Source organism: Afipia sp. Root123D2, assembly GCF_001425835.1.
Lineage (GTDB): Bacteria > Pseudomonadota > Alphaproteobacteria > Rhizobiales > Xanthobacteraceae > Afipia.
On sequence record NZ_LMDP01000001.1, the window covers coordinates 1032693 to 1056479 of the forward strand.

Here is a 23787-nt window from a genome sequence, read left to right on the forward strand (position 1 = left end):
GTAGTATCCCGGTTTATCTTTCTGACAGGCTTGAGTTCATGGATAGCGCAACCCGCAAGGCGCATTGGCAAGGCGTTTACACCTCCAAGAAGGAGGACAGTGTCAGCTGGTTTCAGAAGGATCCCGTCCCGTCGCTCGAACTCCTGGCGCTCGCCAATGCTACAAACCGGTCTGCGATCATCGATATCGGAGGCGGCGCGTCGCGATTGGTCGATAGGCTTGTCAGCGACGGTTATCGCGATCTGACGGTGCTCGATCTTTCCGAGGCGGCACTTGCCATTGCGCGGGCGCGTCTCGGTCCCCGAGGCGATACCGTCAACTGGATTGCAGCCGACGTAACGACCTGGGAGCCCGAGCGCCTCTACGACGTCTGGCATGATCGCGCGGCCTTTCATTTCCTGACGGAGACAGCGGATCAATCGGCTTACGCAGACCGTCTTCGGCGTGGGCTGCGCCCGGGCGGTTTCGCCGTCATAGGAACGTTTGCAATGGATGGGCCCGAAAAATGCAGCGGTTTGCCCGTGGCACGGCATGACGAGAACAGCCTCGCTTCCATATTGGGTGATAGTTTCTCATTTGTAGACAGCCGCCGCCGTGAGCACGTCACGCCGTGGGGGACGACACAGCGATTTCAGTTCAGCACCTTCCGCCTCCGCCCATGAGCAGATGGGTGCATTGGCTGTGCTCGTCGCATGCAGGTCAGACCTTCGTGCGGCGAGGGTTCTGTCACCCTTTGTTCCCTTGACCGGTCGAACGGTTTCGACGACGTGAAGGTCCACGATACCTCGCAACCACCGAGTGATTTGGCTTGACGCTGCCCGCCCTCGATTCCCCAACATGGCAGAGTTCGTCCCGGACATTTTTCGAGGGCCTGCGGTCGGCTGTGTCGTCGGTTCTCGGCCTGGTGTTGTTCATGACATTTATCGGTATCGGCGCATTTGCGCACGATACCGGATTCAGCCTCACATGGGCTCTGGTCAGCAGCGTGTTGATCTGGGCCGGTCCCGCGCAAATCATCCTGATTTCGACGTCTCACGCCGGCGCCAGTCTGGTTGAGTCCGCGTTGGCGGTGACGCTCACCGCAATCCGGCTGTTGCCGATGGTGGTGGTCGTGCTGCCGATGCTGCGGACGCGGCAGACTAAAATGTATCAGCTCGCGCTGCCTGCGCATTTCACCGCCGTCACTTTCTGGGTGGAGAGCGTACGGCTCTTGCCGCTGGTGCCACGCGAAAAACGCATCGCCTTCGCCAATGGTCTCGGGACTGGTTTTGTCGCGCTGTGCGCGATTGCCACGGCGTTCGGTTTCGGCCTGGCCGCCAAGTTGCCGACGATCTTTGCCGCCGGCATCCTGTCGCTGACCCCGCTCGTGTTTCTGCTGTCCACGATGCGCAATGGCCGCGATATAGCCGACCGGGCGGCGCTGATCCTCGGGCTGGCGTTTTACCCGCTGGTCTCGACCTACATGCACACCGGTGTCGATATTCTGGTCAGCGGTGTTTCGGCCGGCACCATCGCTTATGGCTTGAACCGATGGGCGAGGCGCAAATGAGCGACCTCATCGGCGGCTGGTATCCGTTCGTGATCCTGCTGGTGGCAGGCTTCCTGCCCAACGAGATATGGCGTCTGCTCGGCCTCGTCATCGGGGGCGGCATCGAGGAGAATTCGGAAGTGTTGGTCTGGGTCCGGGCCGTCGCCACCGCCATTCTGGCCGGGGTGATCGCACAGATCCTGATCGTGCCGCCGGGCGCGCTGGCGAGTGTGCCGGACGTCATTCGCTACAGTTCGGTGCTCGTCGGCATCGTCGGCTATTTCGCCGCCCGCAAATCGGTGTTCGCGGGCGTGGTGTGCGGCGAGATTTTCGTGCTCGCCGGTACCTGGCTGATGACCTGATTTAGGATTTCAGCGCCGCGATCATTCGCGCGGTGTGCTCTTCCAGCACCTTGGGGTCTTCCTTCCGCGTCGCCGGCGGCAGCAACGCGACGCCTTCGTTGCGCGGCATCACGTGCATGTGCAGGTGATAGACCTCCTGGCCGGCAGCGGGTTCGCTGAATTGCGCGATCATGACGCCTTCGGCCTTGAATGCCGTCATCGCTGCCAGCGCGATCTTTTGCGACACCCGCGCGACATGGGCGAGATCGTCCGGTTTGATGTCGATGATGTTGCGGGCCGGCGCCTTCGGGATCACCAGCGTGTGGCCGGGAGAGCGCGGCATAATGTCGAGAAATGCCAGCGTATGGTCGTCCTCATAGACCTTGTAACAGGGCAGTTCGCCGCGCAGGATTTTCGCAAAGATGTTTTGATTGTCGTAAGCGGTCATGATCGATCCCAAAATTCAGCGGCGTACCATCGCCGCGTGGATTGACCGCGTCAAGCGGCCACATCATGTGCTGTCCGGCTTGCCGGTCGCGATTTCGTCGATGCGGTCGGCGAGATCGTTGAAATCGCGATGGAGCCGTTCGAGTGCAAAGGCAAATCCGAACACCCGGCCCGCTTCCTCGAAATCGAGCGGGCGGATCGCGCCGGTACGGCGCAATTCATGGAAGGCCTGGGTGAAGGCAAGGTAGCTCTCCTCGACATTGTCGCGCGGGACGGAGTTTTTACTGCTCAGTCCTGTGATGCACCGAGCGGCCAGCGCGGCCTCCGACTGGAGCAGGGTGGCCGCTGCCGGCGAGAGCGTTGCCGCGATGGTCTCTGGAAAGAGTGTGCCGAGTGCGCTCCCGACGAGAACGAGGTCGTTACGGATTCGCCATAAGGTCCGCGGAATCGATGGCGGGATGGCGTGGTCGGCGAGGCGCGATGCCCGCTCGCGATCGGCCTCCTTCATGGCCTGTTCGACATTGGCGAGCGCCTGACGCAGGGCAGGATGCTCGGACGACGGCGCGAGGGCTTCGCCGCGCGTCAGTGCTTCCGCTTCCGACAGCAGCAGGCCCTGGATGCGCCGAAGGACCGCGACAGAGCGTTCGACGACGATCTCGTGCGAGCGGGCAGGCAGGATGAAAACCGTCGCCAGCACGCCGATCAGGCCGCCCAGTGCGATTTCGATGACGCGATCGACGACGAAATTCTCGACCGGCACACCCGGCGGCTGGCTGAGCAGCATGATCGCTGCGGTGACCGGTGCGATTCTCAACTGGGGATAGACGGCCGCACCCAGCACGGCGAGCGCCGTGACGACGAGGAGCGCGGTGCCTTGACCGAGTGCGGTGCCCGAATGAAAGGCGGCAGCGAACCCGCCCAGCAGGGCGCCCGCGAGCGTACCGATCATCCGGTCCGCCGCCGCTCCCAGTGTCCCGCCGATCGAGGCCTGAATCACAATCAGGACTGTGAAGACGGCCCAGTAGCCTTGCTGAAGATCGAGAGCCTTGTAGGCAGCGTAAGCAGCAGCCGTCGCGATCGTGACACGAAAGGTCTGGCGCAGCGCGGCGGCGCGGCGGGTCAGAAAATCGTCCATCCAGCTTTTGATCGATGCCACGCTCTGTCCCGCGATTTCGTTTGGCCTGCTGGCTCCCAGACCGGCAAGCCTAGGCGGGTCGGGGTAACGGGACAATGCAATCTCGTGCTGGCCGGTCCAAAACGATGTGCAATCGGTTGCACGATGTGAAGCAAGATGGCGCGTCGAGGGGTGGGGCGTCCGCGATCAGCCGTCTTTGTTCGTCTTGCGGAACGGTCCCGCTTCGGTCAGGTCTTCCACGGATTCCTGCACGTAAGTCCGCTCGTTCTTGAGGTAGTCGCTGACAGCGCGGCGTAGCGACGGGTTGGCGATGTAGTGCGCCGAGCAGGTGGTCTGAGGCAGATAGCCGCGAGCAATCTTGTGCTCGCCCTGGGCCCCGGCCTCGACGGTCTTCAGCCCGCGCGCGATGGCGAACTCGATTGCCTGATAGTAGCAGACTTCGAAATGCAGGAAGGGATGGTGCTCGATCGCTCCCCAATTGCGGCCGAACAATGTGTCGGAGCCGATGAAGTTGATCGCACCGGCGATCCATCGGCCATTGCGCTTCGCCATCACCAGCAGAACGTCCTGCGCCATCGTCTCACCGATCTGCGCGAAGAACTTGCGGTTCAGATAGGGCCGCCCCCATTTGCGTGAACCGGTCTCCATGTAGAACTCGAAGAACGCGTCCCAGGCATCTTCGGTGATGTCGTTTCCGGTCAGGGCATGGACGGTGATGCCCTCGGCGAGCGCATCGCGGCGCTCGCGGCGGATTGCCTTGCGATGGCGCGACACCAGTGTGCCGAGAAAATCCTCGAACGTTGCATAGCCTTCGTTTCGCCAGTGGAATTGCCGGTCGGTGCGCAGCAGGAAGCCGCGTTCGGCAAGAAAGCGGGTTTCCGCCTCGCGCGCGAAGGTGACATGAACGGAGGAGGCGTTCACGGCATCGCACAGGCCGATCAGGCCGCCTGCCAGCGCATCGGCGACGCGCTGGGTATCGACGCCGTCGCGGATCAGCAGCCGCGGCCCGGTAGCGGGCGTGAATGGTACTGTGGCCTGCAGCTTCGGATAGTAGCTGCCGCCGGCGCGCTCGAACGCATCGGCCCAGCCGTGATCGAACACGTATTCGCCTTGCGAGTGGCTCTTCATATAGCAAGGGACGATGCCGACGATGCTGCCGTCGAGCCGTGCCACCAGATGCCGCGGCCCCCAGCCGGTCCGCGCCGTGGCGGAACCTGATTCCTCCAACGCCGAGAAAAAAGCGTGGGAAATGAACGGGTTATATGCGGGTTTGCAGCCGCCGTGCGAATCCGCATCCGACAACGTGTCGAACAGGTCGAGGCTGGCGGCATCCTGTTTCGGATGGGCGCAGGCATTCCAGTCGTCCGCCGGAATGTGACCGATCGACGGAACTGCCTCGAGTGTAATGTCGGAAGAATCCATCAGATGACAATGAACCTGGACTTGGCGTTTTCAGGCCGGGATTTTCAGGCTGGATCAATCCTATAGATCGTTGTCCGAGGGTGTCACTTCAAGACGCCGTGCGAACGTTATCCGGGAACAAAGCCTTCGAAAGTCATCTGATCGGCATAGCGGGCGGTGCGGGCGCGTTGTTCCGGCGTGCGCACGGTCCAGGTCAACAACGCGCAGCCGAAGATATTACGCGCGATCCACGGGGCGAGGGCGGGCAGGTCGTCCACCCGGTAACTGACGAAATGCGGCCGGGTCCGGAAGGCATGACGCAAGCCGCTCATCTCGCGTGTCTTGGTCAGCGGCAAACGTGTCCATTCGCCCCGATCGTAATGCTGTTCGGCGACGATTCCGCGGAGCACACGGGGAGCCTGCTCGCGAATAGCCAGTACCTGATCTGGATCGAACGACATCGCTGCCGTGGGTCCGCGATAGGCCGCGAGAACTTCTGCCATGCGCATCACCAGTTTGCGATCGCCGACGAAGCGGCTTTTGACCTCGATCACCAGCGGTACACGGCCGGCGGTCAAATCGCAGAGATCGCCGAGCGTCATCATGCGCTCGGGTGTATCCTTGAACACGACCTGCTTGAGCTGTGTCGCGGTGAGATTGAGCAACTCGCTGTCGCCTTCGGTCAGGCGGCCGAGCGCATAGTCGTGATGGACCATCGCCTCGCCATCGGCAGACAATTGAATGTCGACCTCGATGGCGAAGTTGCCGGCGATGGCAGCGGTGATCGCCGACGGCATGTTTTCGACGATGCCGCGCGTACGGTCATGCAGGCCGCGGTGTGCGACCGGCCGCGCGGTCAGCCAGCCCGGTGCGCGAGACGGCATGGGATTTAAGCGACCTCGAAGATGCCTTCGACTTCGACCGCGGCATCGGACGGCAGTACCGCGACACCGACGGTGGTGCGGGCGTGACGGCCCTTGTCGCCGAACACGTTGACCATCAGGTCGGATGCGCCATTGAGCACCTTCGGTCCATCGAGGAAATCGGGCGTTGAGTTGACGAACCCGCTGAGCCGCACAACGCGCGCGACCTTGTCGAGATCGCCGAGCGCGGCCTTGACCTGCGTCAGCAGGTTGACGGCACAACCGCGCGCCGCGGCGACGCCTTGTTCGAGGGTAACGCCGGCGCCCAGCTTGCCTCTAGCGATCAGTTTGCCGTCGGACGTGGCGCAGACCTGGCCGGAGACGAACAGCAGATTACCGGTGCGGACGAAGCCCACATAATTTGCCACCGGCGTTCTGGGCGCTTCGAGGGTGATGCCCAGCGCCGCAAGTTTCTGTTCAACCGTTCCTGCCATGTCCGTCTCCCCAATGCGTGAACTGATCTCGTGCCATGCCTATGTCGCCTATCGCAGCCGTTCCTGCAAGCGAAGTGGGTTGGATCGGCGAACTCAGGCGTGGGCAACTTCCAAATCGGAATGGTCGCCTTCACACGTCGTCACCTCGACTGTGACATGGCTCAGGCTGGCAATTTCCGACAAGCGATCCTTGTAGAATGATGGCGCCCGCGGGTCGTGGGTGATGATCGAGATGATCGCGGACTGATGGCCCGGGCCCACCCGCCACACGTGAAGATCGCAGATTCGGTCACCCTCGACTTCGATACGACGACGGATGTCATCGGCAATGCGGCGGTCGGGCATGGCATCGATCAGCACCGCGCCCGCGCTCTTCATCAGCCCATAAGCCCAACTCGCGATCACGATGCTGCCGATCACACCGACCAGCGGATCGATCCACAGCCAGCCGTACGACCGGGCCAACAGCAATGCCACGATGGCGAGCACGGATGTTGCCGCGTCCGCGAGAACATGGACATAGGCCGCGCGCAGATTGTTGTCGTGGGCATGATGATGGGCGTGGCCATGCGAATGGTCGTGATGATCCTCATCGTGGTGGTGATGGTGATGATCATGGTCGTCCCGGAGCAACCATGCCGATGCCACATTGACTGCAAGGCCGACCGCAGCGATTGCGATGGCCTCGCCATAGGCGATCGGAACAGGTTTGGCGAAACGGACGAAGCTTTCGTAAGCGATGCCCAGCGAAATCATCGCTAAAATCACGGTGCTGGTGAAGGCCGCTAATTCACCGAGCTTGCCGGTGCCGAATACGAAGCGGGAATCATGGGCGTGTCGCCGGGCATATCGATAGGTCACGGCCGCGATTCCGAGCGCCATCGCGTGAGTGGACATATGCCAGCCATCGGCGAGCAGCGCCATCGAGCCAAAGATCGTGCCGCCGATGATTTCAGCGAACATCATGCCGACAGTCAGCCCGACGACGAGCCATGTCCGGCGTTCGTTGCGCGCATGTTGCACGCCAAGGAAGACGTGGTCATGCGTCCAGTTGTCGAGCGAATGTGAATGCATGTGTCACCTAAAGATCAGAACGGAAGGCCAGTATACTTAGTATATCGGATCTTGCCGTCGAGGTCTTGAGGGAGGAAACGGCCGGTCAGAGCCGCTAAAAAGACCAAATTGGCGGGCCAATCTGCTGCCGGATTTCATGATCCGCCCGTTGCGGCGCCATTTTGCTATCAGTATGTTCGATTCGCTCATCCAAGGAGATCGTATGCGTTTTCCGCGTCAGGTGTCACGGCTTCGCCCCTTCCTGCTGCGCCCGGCTTTGGCTGCGATGGCGCTGTCGGTGGCGACGAGCGCATATGCCGCGAATGCCGCAACCGGTGTTCCGTTTCTGGCGCATCAAGCGGTCTATGATCTCAGTCTGAAAAAGGCGCGCGGCAATGCCGGTGGCGTCAACGCCGTGCGCGGACGGATTCTCTACAAGTTCGCCGGCAGCACTTGCGAAGGCTACACCACGGAATTCCGTCAGGTGTCGGAGCTTCAAAGCGGGGAGAACAAGACCACTCTGAGCGATCTGCGCTCGACCAGCTGGGAAGATGGCGCGGGCAAGAGCTATCGCTTCAACATCGAAAGCCGGATGAACGATGCCGATTCCACCGAAGTGGATGGGGTCGCTGAGCGGTCGAGCGACGGTGTCGTCGTCAAGCTGAAGCGGCCGGTCGCCAAGACCTTCAACCTTGGCAAGGATGTCGTGTTTCCGACCGAGCAGGTGAAGCGGATTATCGAAGCCGCGAAGGCTGGGAAGACGATTCTCGAACTCGTCATCTACGATGGTTCGGACGGCGGCGAGAAGGTCTACAACACGCTGACGGTGATCGGACAGCCGATTCCGGGCGACAAGGCCCCGGCCACGCCCGATGCGTCAACCAGGAACGGCCAATTGAAATCGCTGACGCGCTGGCCGGTCACCGTGAGTTACTACGATCGTGCGGCGAAACAGGACGCCGGCGAGCAGACGCCCGTCTATGCGATGTCGTTTGAACTGTACGAAGATGGCGTATCGCGTGCGCTGGCGCTCGATTACAACGATTTCGTCATCGCCGGCGACATGGGCGAACTCGACATCAAGGAAAGCAAGCCCTGTAAGTAGGGACATACGCCTCATGGTGAGAAGGCGCGAAGCATCGCCTCGAACCATGAAGCTGTGATTTTCCTGCCTCATCCTTCGAGACGCGCGCAAGGGCACGCTCCTCAGGATGAGGATTTGGTTCACTCCGCCTTCGGCGGACCGTCATAGGCGATGCCGCGGATCAGCGACGCGTTGCCGAATTTCTTCCGCACATCGTCCATCGCGCGCTCCGCGTGAGCCGAACGGCGATCGAGCAGGTCGGAATCGTCCGACTGCGCACCGGGCTTCAGCGCGCTGACGCCGGCGCCGATCAGCCGGAATGCGGTGCCGTCGATCTCGCGCGTCAGCATCTCGCGCACGGTGGCGAAGATTTTGGTCGCAAGCTGGGTCGGCGTGGAGAGTGATTGCGATCGCGTGCGCTGGCGGAAATCGGCGGTCTTCAGCTTCAGCGTAATGGTCGAGCCGCACAGGTCGCCGCTTTTGAGCCGTGCTGAGACCTTTTCGCACAGCCGCCACAGCACACGCTCCATCGTCGCGAAATCGCGAATATCGTTCTCGAACGTGGTCTCGCTGGAAATCGTCTTGGCGTCACGGTCCGCCACCACCTTGCGGTCGTCGATGCCGCGCGCGAGGCGCCACAGCCGCCGCCCTTCGCTGCCGAGTTGCTTCATCAACTCGGTCTCGTCGGCGCGCTGCAAGTCGCTGATCAGGCGGAATCCGCGCTGGGCGAGTTTCTCCTGCGACGCCGGCCCGACGCCGTAAATAAAGCCGACAGGCTTGTCCGCCAGCATCACCCGCGCATCGTCCTGGCCGAGCACCGCGAAGCCGCGCGGCTTGTCGAGATCCGACGCAATCTTGGCGAGGAATTTGTTCACCGACAGCCCGACCGAAACTGTGATTCCGATGCTGCGCTCGACGCTGGTGGCGAAGCGCGCAAGCACCTTCGCCGGGATCATGCCGTGAACCCGTTCCGTACCGGAGAGGTCGAGAAAGGCTTCATCTATAGAGAGCGGTTCGACGAGCGGCGTCAGCGCCATCATGGCCTGGCGCACTTCACGCCCGACCCGAACGTATTTCGCCATGTCGGGCCGCACCACGACGGCGTGCGGGCAAAGGTCAAGCGCCTTGAACATCGGCATCGCCGAGCGCACCCCGTAGGTGCGGGCAATGTAACAGGCGGCGGAGACGACCCCACGCTTGCCGCCGCCGATGATGACCGGCTTGTCGGCAATATCGGGATTGTCGCGTTTCTCAACAGTCGCGTAGAACGCATCGCAGTCGATGTGCGCCAGCGCCAGCTGGTTTAGCGCAGGGTGGCGGACGAGGCGAGGGGAGCCGCATTCCGCACAGCGCAATGCTTTGTCAGGGGCATCGGACAGGCAGTCCCGGCAAAATCCGGTAAGATGGTGAAGCGAATCGCACTGCGATTGCACAATCACGCAATATTACTCCCAGTTTGGCTCGCCCAGCGCGTCGCGTGCGGCGGCGATGGTGGCCGGCGGCAATTGCGACGAATCGGCGAACGCCTTCACGGTTGCGTCATCCCGCATGATGAAATCGAGTACACCTGCCAGGAATTTGGGGTCTGCGGCGGCGCTTCGCAGCGTCTCCGGGCCAATACCGCTCTCGGACAGGAATAACCCTAATTTATCGGGCGCTCCGGCGAGAAAGGTCAGCGCCTGAACAGCCACGATTTCAGCGACTTGGCGGGAGTTTTGTGGCCGCTTTGTCATCGGTCTCATTTGCCTTTCCGTAACTTATCGTCTCTATTTTAATTCATCATGCCCGAGTCATTCCGGCGTGGCGAATTCTATTGATTGCCGGCTCACAAGGCATTTGCGGAACTGGAGGGCCAGGATGGCCAAAACCGTCCTGATCGTGGAGGACAACGAGCTCAATATGAAGCTCTTCCGCGATCTGCTTGAAGCCCATGGCTATCAGACTGTCGGCACAAGCAATGGTCGAGAGGCGCTGAACCTTGCCCGCAGGCATCGCCCCGACCTGATCCTCATGGACATCCAGCTTCCTGAAGTTTCCGGCCTTGACGTCACCAAATGGATCAAGGCCGACGATGAATTACACGCGACCCCAGTGGTCGCAGTCACCGCTTTCGCCATGAAAGGCGATGAGGAGCGCATCCGCGAGGGCGGGTGCGAGGCGTATCTGTCGAAGCCTATTTCTGTTGGGAAGTTTATCGAGACCGTTCGACGGTTTATCGGTTAAGGGGAATGCAATGTCCGCGCGCGTGCTGGTTGTCGACGACGTTCTCGCGAACGTAAAGCTGCTCGAAGCGCGGCTGTCGGCGGAGTATTTCGACGTCGTCACCGCCAATTGCGGGACGCAGGCGCTGGAGATTTGCGAACGTGCCGAATGCGACATCGTCCTGCTCGACGTGATGATGCCTGACATCGACGGCTTCGAGGTTTGCCGCCGGCTGAAGTCCAATCCCAGGACTCATTTCATTCCCGTGGTCATGGTGACGGCCCTCGACAGCCCGTCCGACCGCGTGCGCGGTCTGGATGCCGGCGCTGACGATTTTCTTACCAAGCCGGTTTCGGACGTCGTCCTGATCGCGCGGGTGCGTTCGCTGACACGCTTGAAGATGATGACCGACGAGTTGCGGATGCGCGCGATCACGTCGCATGAGATTGGCGTGCAGGCCCCGGAGCGCGATGCCGTTGCCGATACCGGGCGGGGCGGACGTGTGCTTCTGGTCGATGACCGGCCGTCGTCCTACGAGCGGCTGGCGCCGGTGCTCGCGGGCGAACATTCGGTCGACGTCGAGCCCAATCCGGCGGATGCGGTCTTCCATGCCGCCGAGGGTAACTACGATCTGCTGATCATCTCGCTCGGCCTCGAGAATTTCGACGGCTTGCGGCTGTGCAGTCAGGTTCGCTCGCTTGAGCGCACACGCAGCGTGCCGATCCTGGCGATCTCCGATGCGGACAACAACAGCCGCCTGCTGCGCGGCCTGGAGATCGGCGTCAACGACTACCTGTTGCGGCCGGTCGACAAGAACGAGTTGCTGGCGCGGGCGCGGACACAGATCCGCAAACGCCGCTACACCGACCATCTGCGCGACAACGTGCAGAACTCGATTGAAATGGCGATCACCGATCAGCTCACCGGGCTGCACAATCGCCGCTACATGGAAAGCCATCTCGGCACGCTGGCCGAGCAGGCGGCCGCACGCGGCAAGCCTCTGGCGCTGATGATGCTGGATATCGACTACTTCAAGGCGATCAACGACGGTCATGGTCACGACGCTGGCGACGATGTGTTGCGCGAATTCGCGGTGCGTATCCGCAAGTCGATTCGCGGTATTGATCTTGCCTGCCGCTATGGCGGCGAGGAATTTGTCATCGTGATGCCGGAGACCGATCTGCACGTTGCAGGCATGGTCGCTGAGCGGCTGCGCCGCTCCATCGCCAGCGAGCCTTTCGCCATCGAGCGGGGCCTCAAGCGTATCGAAGTGACGATCTCGATCGGGATTTCGACGTTGGAGCGCAAGGGCGAACCGATCAACGACGTGCTCAAGCGTGCCGATCAGGCGCTCTATCGCGCCAAGCACGATGGCCGTAACCGGGTGGTTGCGACCGCCGCATAAATTTGTAGCCGTTGATTATGCGTCACGATCCGATCGTGTAATTTGGTCTGCCAAGTCCGGGGCTTTTGCCAAGAGGTTGCCGCAATCTCACCGAGGATACGATTTCACGGGAAGGGCGTTGACCGTTGATCCGCCAATCGATCAAAAGGCAAATCGTCGGCATTGCCGTGGGGCTGATTATCCTCATGGTGATTACGTCCGCAATCTCGATGGTGCTGTCGAGCAAGGTTGCGCATTATCTCGATGAACTGACGTCAAAGTACGTTCAAACCTACGGTCACCTGTCGCGAATGAACGTCCGTTCGGTCGAGCAGGCGCTGGCGGTCCGCCAGATGGCCATCGCGAAGATGCAGTCGCCGCCGGATGATGCCGCGTATGCGGAACGCAGAAAGGTCTATGAGGCCAAGGGTATCGAGGTCGGTCAGGAGGCGGACGCCGCACGCAAGCTGATCAATGAGATCATTGACGACGTCACAACGGTTTCGGACGATGCAATTCTGGCTCGCATCGATAGCCGTATCGAGTCCGTGAACAAGGATACGCGCCGCTACCTCGACGAGGAAAACGAACGTCTGTTCCGGATATTCGAGAGCCGGGATTTCGAAGCGATGCGAACCGGCCTTGTGCGTGTCGATGCGCTGCGCAGCGACCTCAATCAGAAAATAGACGCTATCCGGTCCGATATGCTGCGAGAGGTCCGGGCCGATGCCGTCGTCACCATGCGGAATCAGCAGCGAACCATTTTCGTCTCAGCCATTGTGACGGGACTGGCCGCGATCCTTGGCCTTGTGGTTTCGATTCTCGTCAGCACCGGAATCACGCGTCCGGTGCGGCGGCTGCTGGATGGCACCCGCGCCGTTGAAGCAGGTCATCTCGACGGATCGATCAGCGTGACAACGCGGGACGAGATCGGCCAGTTGACCGGAGCATTCAACCGCATGGTCGAACAGTTGCGCCACAACGAGCGGGTGCGCGAAACCTTCGGCAAGTATATCGATCCCCGAGTGGTTGAAGGGTTGATCAACCGTCCGGCGCTGACGGCCGCCGATGGCCAGCGCCGTGTCATGACCGTCCTGTTCTGCGACATGAAGGGGTTCACCAGCCTGAGTGAGGGAATGACGCCTCAGGGACTCGTCAAGGTGATGAACCATTATCTGTCGACGATATCGGGGCCAATCCGCAGTCATCGGGGAATCATCGACAAGTACATTGGCGACGCCGTGATGGCCTATTGGGGGCCTCCCTTTACCGACGACGGCGATCAAGCCCGTTTTGCCTGCCTCGCGGCAATCGAGATGATCGAACACATCGCGACATTTCGGATGGAAATCCCCGAACTGCTCGGCGTCCGTCAGGTGCCGAGCGAATGCGATATCAGGATTGGCATTGCGACTGGCGAAGTGCTGGTGGGCAGCATCGGATCCGAGTTCATGATGAGCTATACCGTCATGGGGGACGCTGTGAACATGGCGTCGCGTCTTGAAGCAGCCAACAAGGTGTATGGCAGCCGCTCCCTTGTTTCAAAGGCGACCGCGATCGCCGCCGGTTCCGAGATCGAAGTGCGCGAGATCGATCGGCTGGTTTTGGCCGGCCACGCTGCGTCGCAGCAGGTGTTCGAGATCATGGGGCGGAAGGACGAACTGTCCTCTGAACAGATTCTGTTGCGAACCCGGTATGCCGAAGGGCTCGCGGCGTATCGCGCGCGAAACTGGGACGAGGCGAGCATTGCGTTCGATGCTGCGCTCAAAGCCGTTCCGGGCGATGGTCCCGCGATGACACTGGCCGCGCGGGTTAAAAGCTTCCGGTCGAATCCGCCGGCCGATGGTTGGGACGGTGCCTGGCGTCTGGATCACAAATAGGCGAGTGGCCGCCTGCCTCGGCAGGCCCGCCCAATGCAAAACGGAGCCACGAGGGCTCCGTTGGCCTTTTCAAGTATCTGAAAAGATTACTTGATCTTGGATTCGCGGAACTCGACGTGCTTCTTCGCGACCGGGTCGTACTTCTTCTTCACGAGCTTGTCGGTCATCGTGCGCGAGTTCTTCTTGGCGACGTAATAGAAGCCGGTGTCCGCGCTGGAAACGAGCTTGACCTTGATGGTGACCGCTTTGGCCATGTTCAGAACCTCGAATGTCAGGAATCAGGCGGGTCAGCTAGCGCAGGCACCGCGTTTGGGCCGCAAACTAGCTCCGAAAGTCCCAAAGTCAAGGTTTTAGGCGGTTATTCAGCCGCATTCGAAGCACCGGATTCGTCGAAAAACCGGTTTTTCGGCCTCGGAAGCCCGAGATTCTCGCGCAAGGTCCGTCCTTCGTACTCCTTGCGGAAAATGCCGCGCCTTTGCAGTTCCGGAACCACCCGGTCGACAAAATCGTCGAGTCCCTCCGGCAGGTACGGGAACATGATGTTGAAGCCGTCGCAGCCGCGGGTCATCAGCCATTCCTCCATCTGGTCGGCGATGGTGACCGGTGTGCCGACGAAGGACAGTCCGCCATAACCGCCGACGCGCTGCGCGAGCTGCCGGACGGTGAGGTTGCCTTTTGCCGCAGCGTCCACTAGGCGCTGGCGGCCGCTCTGGCTGGCGTTGGTTTCGGGAATCTCTGGCAAGGGCCCGTCGGGATCGAACCCCGAGGCATCGGTGCCCAGGATCACCGACAGCGAGGCAATCGCGCTGTCGTAGTGCACGAGGCTGTCGAGATGGGCGCGTTTGGCCTTGGCCTCGTCGACGGTGTCGCCGACCACGACAAACGCGCCGGGCAGGATCTTGAGATGCTCGCGGTCGCGGCCGAGCCTGTCCATGCGGCTTTTGATGTCTTCGTAAAGTTTCTGCCCGTCGCTCAGGCTGCCGCCGCCGGTGAATACGGCCTCCGCGGTTTCGGCCGCGAGTTGCTTGCCGGCCTCCGAGGCGCCGGCCTGAACGATCACCGGCCAACCTTGCACCGGGCGGGCGATGTTGAGCGGGCCGCGTACCGAGAAGTATTTGCCCTTGTGGTTGAGCGTACGCATTTTCGCGGGGTCGAGATAAAGCCCGCTCTCGACGTCGCGCACGAAGGCATCGTCGGCGAACGAATCCCACAAGCCCGTTACCACGTCGTAGAACTCGCGTGCGCGGCGGTAGCGTTCGTCATGCTCCATGTGATCCTCGAGCCCGAAATTGCGCGCCGCATCCGGATTTGACGTCGTGACGATGTTCCATCCGGCGCGGCCACCGCTGATGTGGTCGAGCGAGGCGAAGCGCCGCGCGACATGGTAGGGCTCGTCGAATGTCGTCGAGCCGGTGGCAACCAGCCCGATCCGTTCGGTCGCGCCCGCGAGCGCGGACAGCAGCGTGAACGGCTCAAACGACGTGACGGTGTGGCTGCGCCTGAGTGCGTTGATCGGCATGTTCAGCACGGCGAGATGATCGGCCATGAAGAAGGCGTCGAACTTGCCGTATTCGAGCTTCTGAATGAAGCGCTTGAGATGATTGAAATTGAAATTGGCATCCGGATAGGCGCCGGGATAACGCCATGCGCCGGTATGGATGCTGACGGGACGCATGAAGGCGCCGAGGCGCAATTGACGTGAGCTCATGATGTGACGTCCCGTCGCGGATGCTTGCCGCGCGATATGCGCGCATTGAATTTATGGGGTCGCCGGCGATCCGTTGCCACAGAAGATTATTGTCTTTTCGCCGGACTGCATGACTGATTTTTTTCGTAATCCGGACTAGCCGGAAAAATCCTGCGGCGTGAACGGAAGGTTGAGAACGCGCCATTCCGGATATTTGTCGGCAGGCAACATGTTGTAGGGCTGACAGGCTTGCAGCGCCTTGATCGCGGCCTGCATCAGCAGCGGACCCTTGGCCGATGCGCTCGCCTCGATCAGCGCTGGCGCAGCGGAGAGATTTCCGCTTGGGAGCAGCCCGATGCGCAGGACCACGCGCACGTCGTCGCCCGACGAAACATTCTCCGGCAATTTGGCGCACGTCCTGAGATGGGCGCGGAATTTCGATACAGCGTCTTCCGGAATTTGCGCGGCGGTGGTTGTCGGGGTGTAGCCGCTGTCGCTCAGGCTGAACATCGTTCCGTATTTCTCGGTGATGTCAGGCTCGGCGCGGGGAATTGCCGGTGGGGGCGGGGGCGACTGGACTGTCGCCTGTTTTGTCACCTGCTCCTTGATCGGTTCTTCGGCCGGTTCCTTGGCCTGTTCGGTCGGAGGCGATTGCTGGGCGGGCAGATCGGGCGTTGCTTGCGCTGACGATCCGGGAACGATGGACTGCGATTCCGCGTCGTCTTTTTTCGATTCTTCCGGAGTTGTGCCGTCGCCATTGCCGGGCGGCGCCTTTGCTTCATCAGGGGATACAAGATCGACAGTGATCGCTTCAGCAGGAGCCGGATCGAACAACCGGACGCCGGATCCGAAAATGACCCATGCCACCACGGCGGCATGCGCCGCCACGGAAAAGGCGATACCCGCGCGTTTGAGAAGTTGTGGTCCGATCATTGTCGATCAATGCCTGAACGCCGACATAGCCCGGCCAGCATAGCAGGCGGCGTGCGCGGGCGGTTGATCTTTTGATGCGGGCAACGCGTCCCGAGCCCGGGCTATATGGTGTCCCGTTGCATTTTGCCGCCATAGAAATGGAAGAACGGCACTTCGGTGGCGTGCGACAGCGGACCGGTCTTGAGCCGCGCATCGAGTTCGCGCAGCACGTTCTTGGTCATCTGGTGGGCGTCGGCGAGCGGTGGCGATCCCAGTTCGACCCATACCAGTTCGACCAGTTCGGCATCGGCATGGACCACGCCTTCGACCCGATGGGCGATGGCTGAGGCATCCGCGGTGAAGAAGCGGGTGTCGAAACGGCGGACCCGGCCGGGCGGGGTGATGGCGCGTGCGATCAGGAACAGGCCCGACGGATCGGGCAACAGGCCGCAATCGGCGAAAGGTTTCCATTCGCCATTGAGCTTCGCGGCATCGGCGCGCGGCAGCGAGGCGGGCTTCTTGCCGAGGCACAGTCCGGTTTCTTCGCAGGCTTCGCGGATGGCGGCGACGGCGAGCGCCCGAGCGCGCGAGGCCGCAATCTTCGGACTGCCGCCCATCAGCTTTTTCTCAAGTGCAGCAGGAATGTGCGCGGCAACCGGGATCCGGTTATCGGTTGCATCGACCCGGCCGCCTGGAAATACGAACTTACCGGGCATGAACACGACCTTGTCGTGACGCCGTCCAACCAGCACCTTGGGAACACTGCCGCTGCGGTCGACCAGGATCAGCGTCGCTGCATCCTTCGGCCGGCGATAGGGGTGGTGGTCATCTTCCTTTTCTTCCTTCTCCGGCTCGCTCATGACAGGTCGGTCCGTGCGGTAGCACGCGCGATCACGCTGTCAGGGTCAATCCCGTGGCCCTCGTCGAAACCGTGCATCCGGAATGCCCACTGCAATCCGACCACGGCACCCTTGACCGGCTGAAGCAGCAACAACGAAGAGATCAGAGTGATCGGCAGATAGATTGCCAACTGCAGTAACATCGGCGGAGCGAAATTGGTTTCGACCGACAATACGATCGGCACCACGATGTGGCCGACGATGACGATGACAAGGTAAGCAGGGAGATCGTCGGCGCGATGATGGGTGAAGTCCTGTCCGCAGCGCGAGCACGAATCGGCAGTTTTCAGGAAAGCGCGAAACAGTTTTCCTTCGCCGCATTTAGGGCAGCGACAGCGCCATCCGCGCGCCATCGCGCTCCAGAGGTCGCGTTTGGGCAGGGCTGAATTGGCCGCTGTCCATGTCTTTGCCGGTCGTGCCGTCGCGCTATCCATCATCTGCCCTTTTTCGATTTTCGGGACTTGGCTTTGCCGGGTTTTTTCGCCTTTCCTTTCGGGGTGCGTCCCGGCCGTGCCTTGCCTTTTGTCTGCTGTCCGAATTTTCCTTTTGAGCGGTCGTCATGCTTGCGGCCGCCGCGCGGAGCAGGACTGCCTTCGGACAGAAGCTCGAACCGCAATGCGCCAGCGACCGGTGCCGCTTCTACCAGACGAACCTCGACGACGTCACCCAGCCTGTGCATGGCACCGCTGCGCGAGCCGATCAGGGCGTGGCGCGTTTCGTCGTAGTTGTAATATTCGGTTCCGAGGGTGCGGACCGGAATCAGGCCATCGGCCCCGGTTTCATTGAGTTTCACGAACAGCCCGGCGCGGGTTACGCCCGAAATCCGGCCGGTAAACGTCGCGCCGATACGGTCCGCCAGAAAATGCGCGATCAGCCGGTCCGCAGTTTCGCGCTCGGCTTTCATGGCACGGCGTTCGGTGAGCGAAATGGCCGCAGCCACTTCGCTGAGTGTTTCAAACGATTCTGTATCGGGCAGCGCGCCTTCGCCAAGACCGAGCGCCAGGATCAGGGCCCGATGGACGATGAGGTCGGCATAGCGGCGGATCGGTGAGGTGAAGTGGGCGTAACGGCGCAGGTTCAGGCCGAAATGACCGTAGTTCTCCGCGGCGTATTCGGCTTGCGCCTGTGAGCGCAGCACCACCTCGTTGACGAGCGTTTCGGCATCTCGCCCTTTGACCTGCGCGAGAATATGGTTGAACACCGCAGGCCGCAGCGCGCCTGTTGCGGAGAACGGCATATCGAGTGTTTTAAGGAACTCGCGGAGGTTGTGGACCTTCTCCACCGTCGGCTCGTCGTGAACCCGATAGATCAGCGGCAAGGTCTTCTTTTCAAGTGTCTCGGCGGCGGCAACGTTGGCGAGGATCATGAACTCCTCGATCAGTCTGTGGGCGTCGAGTCGCTCCGGCGTCACCACGCGATCCACGGTGCCGTCGGGCTTGAGCAAGATCTTGCGCTCCGGCAGGTCGAGGTCGAGCGGGTCGCGCTCGTCGCGGGCGCGTTTCACCAAAGCGTAGGCGTCGTAGAGCGGCTTCAGGATCGGATCGAGCAAGGGGCCTGTGGTGTCGTCGGGACGTCCGTCGATCGCGGCCTGCGCCTGCGCATAGTTGAGTTTCGCCGCCGAGCGCATCAGCACACGATGGAATGTATGCGAGCGCTTGCGTCCATCGGAACCGATCACCATGCGCACCGCCAGCGCGCCGCGCGGCTCGCCGGATTTCAGCGAGCAGAGATCGTTGGAGATTCGTTCCGGCAGCATCGGCACGACCCGGTCCGGGAAATAGACCGAGTTGCCGCGGTTCAGTGCTTCGCGGTCGAGCGCCGATCCGGGGCGGACATAAAATGCGACATCGGCGATGGCGACATTGACGATATAGCCGCCCTTATTGCCGGGATCGCCGTCAGGCTCGGCGTGAACCGCGTCGTCATGATCCTTGGCGTCGGGAGGATCTATGGTGACGAGCGGCACGTCGCGCCAGTCCTCACGGCCCTGCAGGACAGCAGGCCGGGCGGATTCAGATTCACGAACAACATCGGGAGGGAACGTTTGCGGAATGTCGTGGGCGTGGATCGCGATCAGGCTGATCGCTTTTTCGGTGGCGAGCGAACCGAGCCGCTCCTTCACGCGTCCTGAAGGCAAGCCGTAGCCGCGCGAGCGCATCAGTTCGACGCTGACGAGGTCGCCGTCCTGCGCGCCATTGGCATCGGCTTCGGCAATGGCGAGTTCGCGGCCGACCTGCTTTTTGTCGATCGGAATCATCCGTCCGGTGCCGTTCGGCAACTTCCGGAAAATGCCGAGCACCCGATGCTGCGTCTTATCGAGCAGCTTGATGACGCGTCCGCGATAGGCGGCACCTTCGTGCTTGCTATCGGGCTTCTCGATGCGCAATAGCGCACGATCGCCGACGCCGGCCACTGTGCCGGGTTGCGGACGGCGGGGGACGTGAATTCGGATAACGGGAGCCGGCCCGTCGACTTCCTCAAGCCACTCGGCGGGCGTTGCGATCAGTTCGCCGTCGCTGTCGCGTTTGGTCACATCGGCGACCAGTGTCGGCGGCAGCGATTTCGCTTCGCGGACGCGCCTGCCGCGTTTGGCGACCACACCTTCCTCGGCAAGCTCGCCGAGAATGCGCCGCAACGCGGCGCGGGACTCATTCTTCAAGCCGAAATGCCGGGCCAGTTCTCGCGTTCCGGCCTCGGTGGGATGGGCTTTGATGAACGCGACAATGCTCTCCCGGTCGGGAAATGCTGCGGCCGCGTCACGTTTGTTTTTCATTATCCCCGTGCTTTTCCAGCGCTCTTCTTCGCCGTGGGTGTTTTGGCCGCGGCGATTTTTGGCGCTGCCTTAGGTGCTGCCTTCGCGCGCGGCTTGGCGGCGGCCTTGGTGGGCGCTGCTTTCTTCGCGGCCGCCTTCTTCTTCACCGGCTTGGCCTCAGTATCGGAGGTGTTAGCTTTGGCCTTCGTCGCTTTCGGCTTTGCAGCCTTCTTCGCTCCGCGCTTCGGCTTGCCGCCGCCCTTGGCCGCGCGCTCTTCGATCAGCGCAATGGCTTCCGGCAACGTGATGGTCTCGGGCGTCTTGTCGCTCGGGATGGTGGCGTTGATGCCGTCGATGGTCACATAGGCGCCGTAGCGTCCGTTCTTGACCATGATGGTGCCGCCGCGCGCCGGATATTCGCCGAGCGGCTTGCCGGGATCGGCGCCGAACCGCCGGCTCGGGCCCTTGGCGATCTTCTCCGCGATCAGCGTCACAGCGCGGTTGAGGCCGACCGTGAACACCTCGTCGCCAGCCTCAAGGCTGGCATAGGTTTTCCCGTGGCGCACGAACGGCCCGAAACGGCCGATGCCCGCGGTGATCGGCTCGCCGTCTTCCGGATGCTTGCCGACTTCGCGCGGGAGCGACAGTAGTTTCAGCGCGAGATCGAGTTCCACATCGGCAGGCGACATGTTCTTCGGAATGCCGGCTCGGCGCGGTTTCTCGCCCTCCTCGTAATCCTTGGCGTCGCCAAGCTGGATGTAAGGTCCGAAGCGGCCGGCCTTCACCGCGACTTCGAGTCCGGTTTTAGGATCCTTGCCGAGCGGGCGGTCGCTTGAACCGCTGGAGGCGGCGAGGGGGCGGGTATAGCGGCATTCGGGATAGTTCGAGCAACCGACGAAGGCGCCGAACTTGCCGGCTTTCAGGTTGAGCTTGCCGCTGCCGCAACTCGGGCACTGGCGCGGATCGCCGCCGTCGGCGCGGGGTTCGTAGATGTGTTCGCCGAGCATCGCGTCGAGCACGTCGAGCACTTCGCTGACGCGGACGTCCTTGATGTCGTTGACCGCGCCGATGAAGTCCTTCCAGAAATCCTTCAGCACCTGCTGCCAGGAAATCTCGTTGTTCGAGATGCGGTCGAGCTGTTCTTCCAGCGCGGCTGTGAAATCGAATTCGACATAGCGAGCGAAGAAATTCTCCAGGAACGCGACGACGACGCGGCCCTTGTCCTCGGCGGACAGGCGCTTCTTCTCGAGCTTGACGTAGCCGCGATCCTTCAGCACCTGCAGGATCGAAGCATAGGTCGAAGGCCGGCCGATGCCGAGTTCTTCCATGCGCTTGACCAGCGACGCTTCCGAGAAGCGCGGCGGCGGTTCGGTGAAATGCTGGGTGACGCTGAGGCTGTCGCGCTTGAGCGCTTCGCCTTCGCTCATGGCGGGCAGGCGGCGGCTGTCCTCGTCCTCCGGATCGTCGTCGCGGCCTTCCTGATAGACCGCAAGGAAGCCGTCGAACTTGACGACCTGACCGCTGGCGCGCAGCTCAAGCACGCGGGCGCCGGCTTTCGCCGCGATATCTACCGTGGTGCGCTCGAGTTCGGCAGATTCCATCTGGCTGGCGACGGTGCGCATCCAGACCAGCTCGTAGAGACGGAACTGGTCGTTATCGAGCCGATGCTTCAGCGCGGCCGGGCGGCGCGACAGATCGGTCGGGCGGATCGCTTCGTGGGCTTCCTGCGCGTTCTTGGCCTTGGCGCTGTACTGGCGCGGTGCGTCCGGCACATAATTTTTGCCGTAATCCTCACCGATCACCGAACGCACCTGCGCGATGGCTTCATTGGCGATCTGCACACCGTCGGTTCGCATATAGGTAATGAGACCGGTGGTCTCGCCACCGATATCGATGCCTTCATACAAACGCTGCGCGATCCGCATGGTGTGGGCGGGGGCGAAGCCGAGCTTGCGGCTGGCCTCCTGCTGCAGCGTCGATGTCGTGAACGGTGCTTGCGGATTGCGCCGCGCGGGCTTGGCTTCCACCGAGGTGACGGTGAAATTGGCCGCTTCGATCGCCTTCTTGAAATCTTCCGCCTCTGCGCCGGTGCCGATGTCGAGGCGCTGAATTTTCTTGCCGTCCGCGCCGACCAGACGGGCCTCGAACGTTTCCGCCCGCGGCGTCGCCAGCGTCGCCACCAGCGACCAGTATTCGCGCGGGACGAATTTCTCGATTTCCAGCTCGCGGTCACAAACAAGGCGTAGCGCGACCGATTGCACACGACCCGCCGAGCGGGCGCCCGGCAGTTTGCGCCACAGGACCGGGGAGAGTGTGAAGCCGACGAGATAATCCAGCGCGCGGCGCGCCATATAGGCGTCCACCAACGCGCCGTCGATCTCGCGCGGATGCTTCATTGCCTCGGTCACGGCTTGTTTGGTGATGGCGTTGAAGACGACGCGTTCGACTTTCTGGTCCTTCAGCGCGCGCTTTTGCTTCATGATCTCGAGCACGTGCCAGGAAATGGCCTCGCCCTCGCGATCAGGGTCGGTTGCGAGGATCAGCTTGTCCGCTCCCTTGAGCGCCTTGGCGATATCGTTCAATCGCCCGGCCGCCTTGGGGTCGGTCTCCCAGATCATCTGGAAATTAGCCTCCGGATCGACCGATCCGTTCTTCGCCGGGAGGTCTCGGACATGGCCGTAAGAGGCCAAAACCTCATAGGAGGAGCCCAAATACTTGTTGATCGTCTTGGCCTTTGCAGGCGACTCGACAATGACGATATTCATTTTGTACCAATGGCTTACGGGGAAAGCACACGCCGGAATCGAAGGATTCGAGGAGGCTGTTTCGTCCGATACATGGGTAAATTGCCCCTGCCTGTCAAATGGACATGTGTTGATCAGGGCCGAGAACCCGTCCTAATTGAGGTTGTATAATCGACAAAATATAACCTTTAGATGTACACGTATTGCGTGTATCATAACAAAATACTATTAATGAGCGAATGCTCGACCTTGTAGCCGGGAGGTCGGTGGATGGCGGCACATGGCGAAAAAGCCCGACACGATTGGGCGGATTCAGCCCCTGGTGATGGCGGGCCGGGCGAGGCGGCACTCTTTATTTCAGAGGCTCTTGCCGATCTCGCGATCCTCGCGCGGCGTCATGGCCACCAGACTCTCGGTTTCTTGCTCGACATGGCGCAGATGGAAGCAGACGAGATCGCAACGCTTCGTCGAAAACCCGGAGGCATTTAAGCCGAGGGTAACGCCGGTATCACCATCGTGTCGGACTGGTTGAGAATCCGCCCGTCTTGCGCGCGAATCTCGAGTTTGCGGAGTGGGCGACGGGTTTTGCGATCCAGTAGTTTCGAGAATGCCTCGTCGGGCTCGAATGAGAACTCTTCACCCCACTGCCGCAACGCGACCAGCACAGGAAACAACCCGCGCCCCTTCGGGGTCAGCACGTATTCCTGATACGCGCTGCCATCAGATGCCGGCGTCGATTCCATAATGCCTTGCCCGACAAGCGTGCGCAGCCGCACTGTCAGGATGTTCTTGGCCACGCCAAGATTTTTTTGAAATTCACTGAACCGCCGCGATCCCATCATCGCGTCACGCACAATCAGCAACGACCACCAGTCGCCAATGGCGTCCAGCGTTCGCGCGATCGGACAGAGGTCGCCTTCGAGGCTTTTTCGTTTCATGGTCTTAACCCCAATCACGATAATGTGGTTGCATTATAAAACT

At 61.5% G+C, this 23787-nt stretch carries 24 protein-coding genes; 8 read left to right on the top strand and 16 right to left on the bottom strand.

Annotation, left to right across the window (positions count from 1 at the left end):
• The first annotated feature begins 38 nt into the window (after nt 1-38).
• The 3 genes from ASC80_RS05030 (at nt 39) to ASC80_RS05040 (ending at nt 1890) form a co-directional block, all read left to right on the top strand.
• A complete protein-coding gene (locus ASC80_RS05030) occupies nt 39-662 on the top strand; it encodes a class I SAM-dependent methyltransferase (RefSeq protein WP_056293432.1) in 624 nt (207 codons plus the stop codon).
• 146 nt (nt 663-808) lie between these two features.
• Nucleotides 809-1549 (top strand): AzlC family ABC transporter permease, encoded by a 741-nt coding sequence (locus tag ASC80_RS05035; RefSeq protein WP_056293435.1) that lies wholly within the window; start codon nt 809-811, stop codon nt 1547-1549.
• Nucleotides 1546-1890, top strand: coding sequence for an AzlD domain-containing protein (locus tag ASC80_RS05040; RefSeq protein ID WP_056295628.1), 345 nt, complete (start codon nt 1546-1548; stop codon nt 1888-1890). The genes ASC80_RS05035 and ASC80_RS05040 overlap by 4 nt, the downstream gene beginning before the upstream one ends.
• Nucleotide 1891: 1 nt before the next feature.
• On the opposite strand, the gene ASC80_RS05045 is transcribed toward ASC80_RS05040, so the two are convergent.
• From ASC80_RS05045 to dmeF, 6 genes are all read right to left on the bottom strand, one after another.
• Complete coding sequence (locus ASC80_RS05045) at nt 1892-2317, bottom strand: HIT family protein (RefSeq protein ID WP_056293438.1); 426 nt, start codon at nt 2315-2317, stop codon at nt 1892-1894.
• Nucleotides 2318-2380: 63 nt separating this feature from the next.
• Nucleotides 2381-3472, bottom strand: coding sequence for an FUSC family protein (locus ASC80_RS05050; RefSeq protein WP_056293441.1), 1092 nt, complete (start codon nt 3470-3472; stop codon nt 2381-2383).
• A gap of 165 nt (nt 3473-3637) precedes the next feature.
• On the bottom strand, nt 3638-4873 hold the full coding sequence (locus tag ASC80_RS05055; protein WP_056293442.1) for a GNAT family N-acetyltransferase: 1236 nt from the start codon (nt 4871-4873) through the stop codon (nt 3638-3640).
• A gap of 107 nt (nt 4874-4980) precedes the next feature.
• Entirely contained in the window at nt 4981-5736 is a 756-nt protein-coding gene (locus ASC80_RS05060) for a glycerophosphodiester phosphodiesterase (protein WP_056293443.1), read from the bottom strand.
• Between the two features lie 5 nt (nt 5737-5741).
• Nucleotides 5742-6209 (bottom strand): RidA family protein, encoded by a 468-nt coding sequence (locus tag ASC80_RS05065; protein ID WP_056293446.1) that lies wholly within the window; start codon nt 6207-6209, stop codon nt 5742-5744.
• A gap of 93 nt (nt 6210-6302) precedes the next feature.
• Nucleotides 6303-7283, bottom strand: coding sequence for a CDF family Co(II)/Ni(II) efflux transporter DmeF (gene dmeF / locus ASC80_RS05070; protein WP_056293447.1), 981 nt, complete (start codon nt 7281-7283; stop codon nt 6303-6305).
• Between the two features lie 202 nt (nt 7284-7485).
• Here dmeF and ASC80_RS05075 point away from each other — a divergent pair, with 202 nt between their 5' ends.
• Nucleotides 7486-8367 carry a cell envelope integrity EipB family protein gene (locus ASC80_RS05075; RefSeq protein ID WP_056295631.1) on the top strand — a complete coding sequence of 294 codons (882 nt, stop codon included), beginning with the start codon at nt 7486-7488 and terminating at the stop codon, nt 8365-8367.
• A gap of 119 nt (nt 8368-8486) precedes the next feature.
• Here ASC80_RS05075 and ASC80_RS05080 read toward each other — a convergent pair whose 3' ends face one another.
• Both ASC80_RS05080 and ASC80_RS05085 read right to left on the bottom strand, forming a co-directional pair.
• On the bottom strand, nt 8487-9785 hold the full coding sequence (locus tag ASC80_RS05080) for a DNA polymerase IV (protein ID WP_056293450.1): 1299 nt from the start codon (nt 9783-9785) through the stop codon (nt 8487-8489).
• A gap of 6 nt (nt 9786-9791) precedes the next feature.
• A complete protein-coding gene (locus ASC80_RS05085; RefSeq protein ID WP_056295634.1) occupies nt 9792-10079 on the bottom strand; it encodes a DUF3572 domain-containing protein in 288 nt (95 codons plus the stop codon).
• A 124-nt stretch (nt 10080-10203) separates the two neighbouring features.
• Between ASC80_RS05085 and ASC80_RS05090 the strand changes: the two genes are divergently transcribed.
• From ASC80_RS05090 to ASC80_RS05100, 3 genes are all read left to right on the top strand, one after another.
• Nucleotides 10204-10569 carry a response regulator gene (locus ASC80_RS05090; RefSeq protein ID WP_056293453.1) on the top strand — a complete coding sequence of 122 codons (366 nt, stop codon included), beginning with the start codon at nt 10204-10206 and terminating at the stop codon, nt 10567-10569.
• Nucleotides 10570-10579: 10 nt separating this feature from the next.
• Nucleotides 10580-11953 carry a PleD family two-component system response regulator gene (locus tag ASC80_RS05095; protein ID WP_056293457.1) on the top strand — a complete coding sequence of 458 codons (1374 nt, stop codon included), beginning with the start codon at nt 10580-10582 and terminating at the stop codon, nt 11951-11953.
• A 185-nt stretch (nt 11954-12138) separates the two neighbouring features.
• A complete protein-coding gene (locus tag ASC80_RS05100; RefSeq protein ID WP_200941143.1) occupies nt 12139-13812 on the top strand; it encodes an adenylate/guanylate cyclase domain-containing protein in 1674 nt (557 codons plus the stop codon).
• An 86-nt stretch (nt 13813-13898) separates the two neighbouring features.
• Here the strand turns inward: ASC80_RS05100 and rpmG are convergent, their stop codons facing one another.
• From rpmG to topA, 7 genes are all read right to left on the bottom strand, one after another.
• Nucleotides 13899-14066: a 50S ribosomal protein L33 gene (rpmG, locus tag ASC80_RS05105; RefSeq protein ID WP_056293464.1), complete on the bottom strand. Its 168-nt coding sequence runs from the start codon at nt 14064-14066 to the stop codon at nt 13899-13901.
• Nucleotides 14067-14170: 104 nt separating this feature from the next.
• The gene (locus ASC80_RS05110) at nt 14171-15520 is read right to left on the bottom strand and encodes an LLM class flavin-dependent oxidoreductase (RefSeq protein WP_056293467.1); all 1350 of its coding nucleotides are present in this window, start codon (nt 15518-15520) and stop codon (nt 14171-14173) included.
• 135 nt (nt 15521-15655) lie between these two features.
• A complete protein-coding gene (tolA, locus tag ASC80_RS05115; protein ID WP_056293469.1) occupies nt 15656-16432 on the bottom strand; it encodes a cell envelope integrity protein TolA in 777 nt (258 codons plus the stop codon).
• A 101-nt stretch (nt 16433-16533) separates the two neighbouring features.
• Nucleotides 16534-17271, bottom strand: coding sequence for an NUDIX hydrolase (locus ASC80_RS05120; RefSeq protein ID WP_056293472.1), 738 nt, complete (start codon nt 17269-17271; stop codon nt 16534-16536).
• Nucleotides 17268-17744: a DUF983 domain-containing protein gene (locus tag ASC80_RS05125; RefSeq protein WP_056293474.1), complete on the bottom strand. Its 477-nt coding sequence runs from the start codon at nt 17742-17744 to the stop codon at nt 17268-17270. Before ASC80_RS05125 ends, ASC80_RS05120 begins: the two co-directional genes overlap by 4 nt.
• The gene (gene rnr, locus ASC80_RS05130) at nt 17744-20083 is read right to left on the bottom strand and encodes a ribonuclease R (RefSeq protein WP_056293476.1); all 2340 of its coding nucleotides are present in this window, start codon (nt 20081-20083) and stop codon (nt 17744-17746) included. Before rnr ends, ASC80_RS05125 begins: the two co-directional genes overlap by 1 nt.
• Entirely contained in the window at nt 20083-22827 is a 2745-nt protein-coding gene (gene topA, locus ASC80_RS05135) for a type I DNA topoisomerase (protein WP_056293477.1), read from the bottom strand. Before topA ends, rnr begins: the two co-directional genes overlap by 1 nt.
• A 249-nt stretch (nt 22828-23076) precedes the next feature.
• Between topA and ASC80_RS05140 the strand changes: the two genes are divergently transcribed.
• Complete coding sequence (locus ASC80_RS05140) at nt 23077-23295, top strand: hypothetical protein (RefSeq protein WP_056293480.1); 219 nt, start codon at nt 23077-23079, stop codon at nt 23293-23295.
• Here ASC80_RS05140 and ASC80_RS05145 read toward each other — a convergent pair.
• The gene (locus ASC80_RS05145) at nt 23292-23744 is read right to left on the bottom strand and encodes a winged helix-turn-helix transcriptional regulator (RefSeq protein ID WP_056293482.1); all 453 of its coding nucleotides are present in this window, start codon (nt 23742-23744) and stop codon (nt 23292-23294) included. The two genes, ASC80_RS05140 and ASC80_RS05145, sit on opposite strands and share 4 nt — an antisense overlap.
• Nucleotides 23745-23787 lie beyond the last annotated feature (43 nt).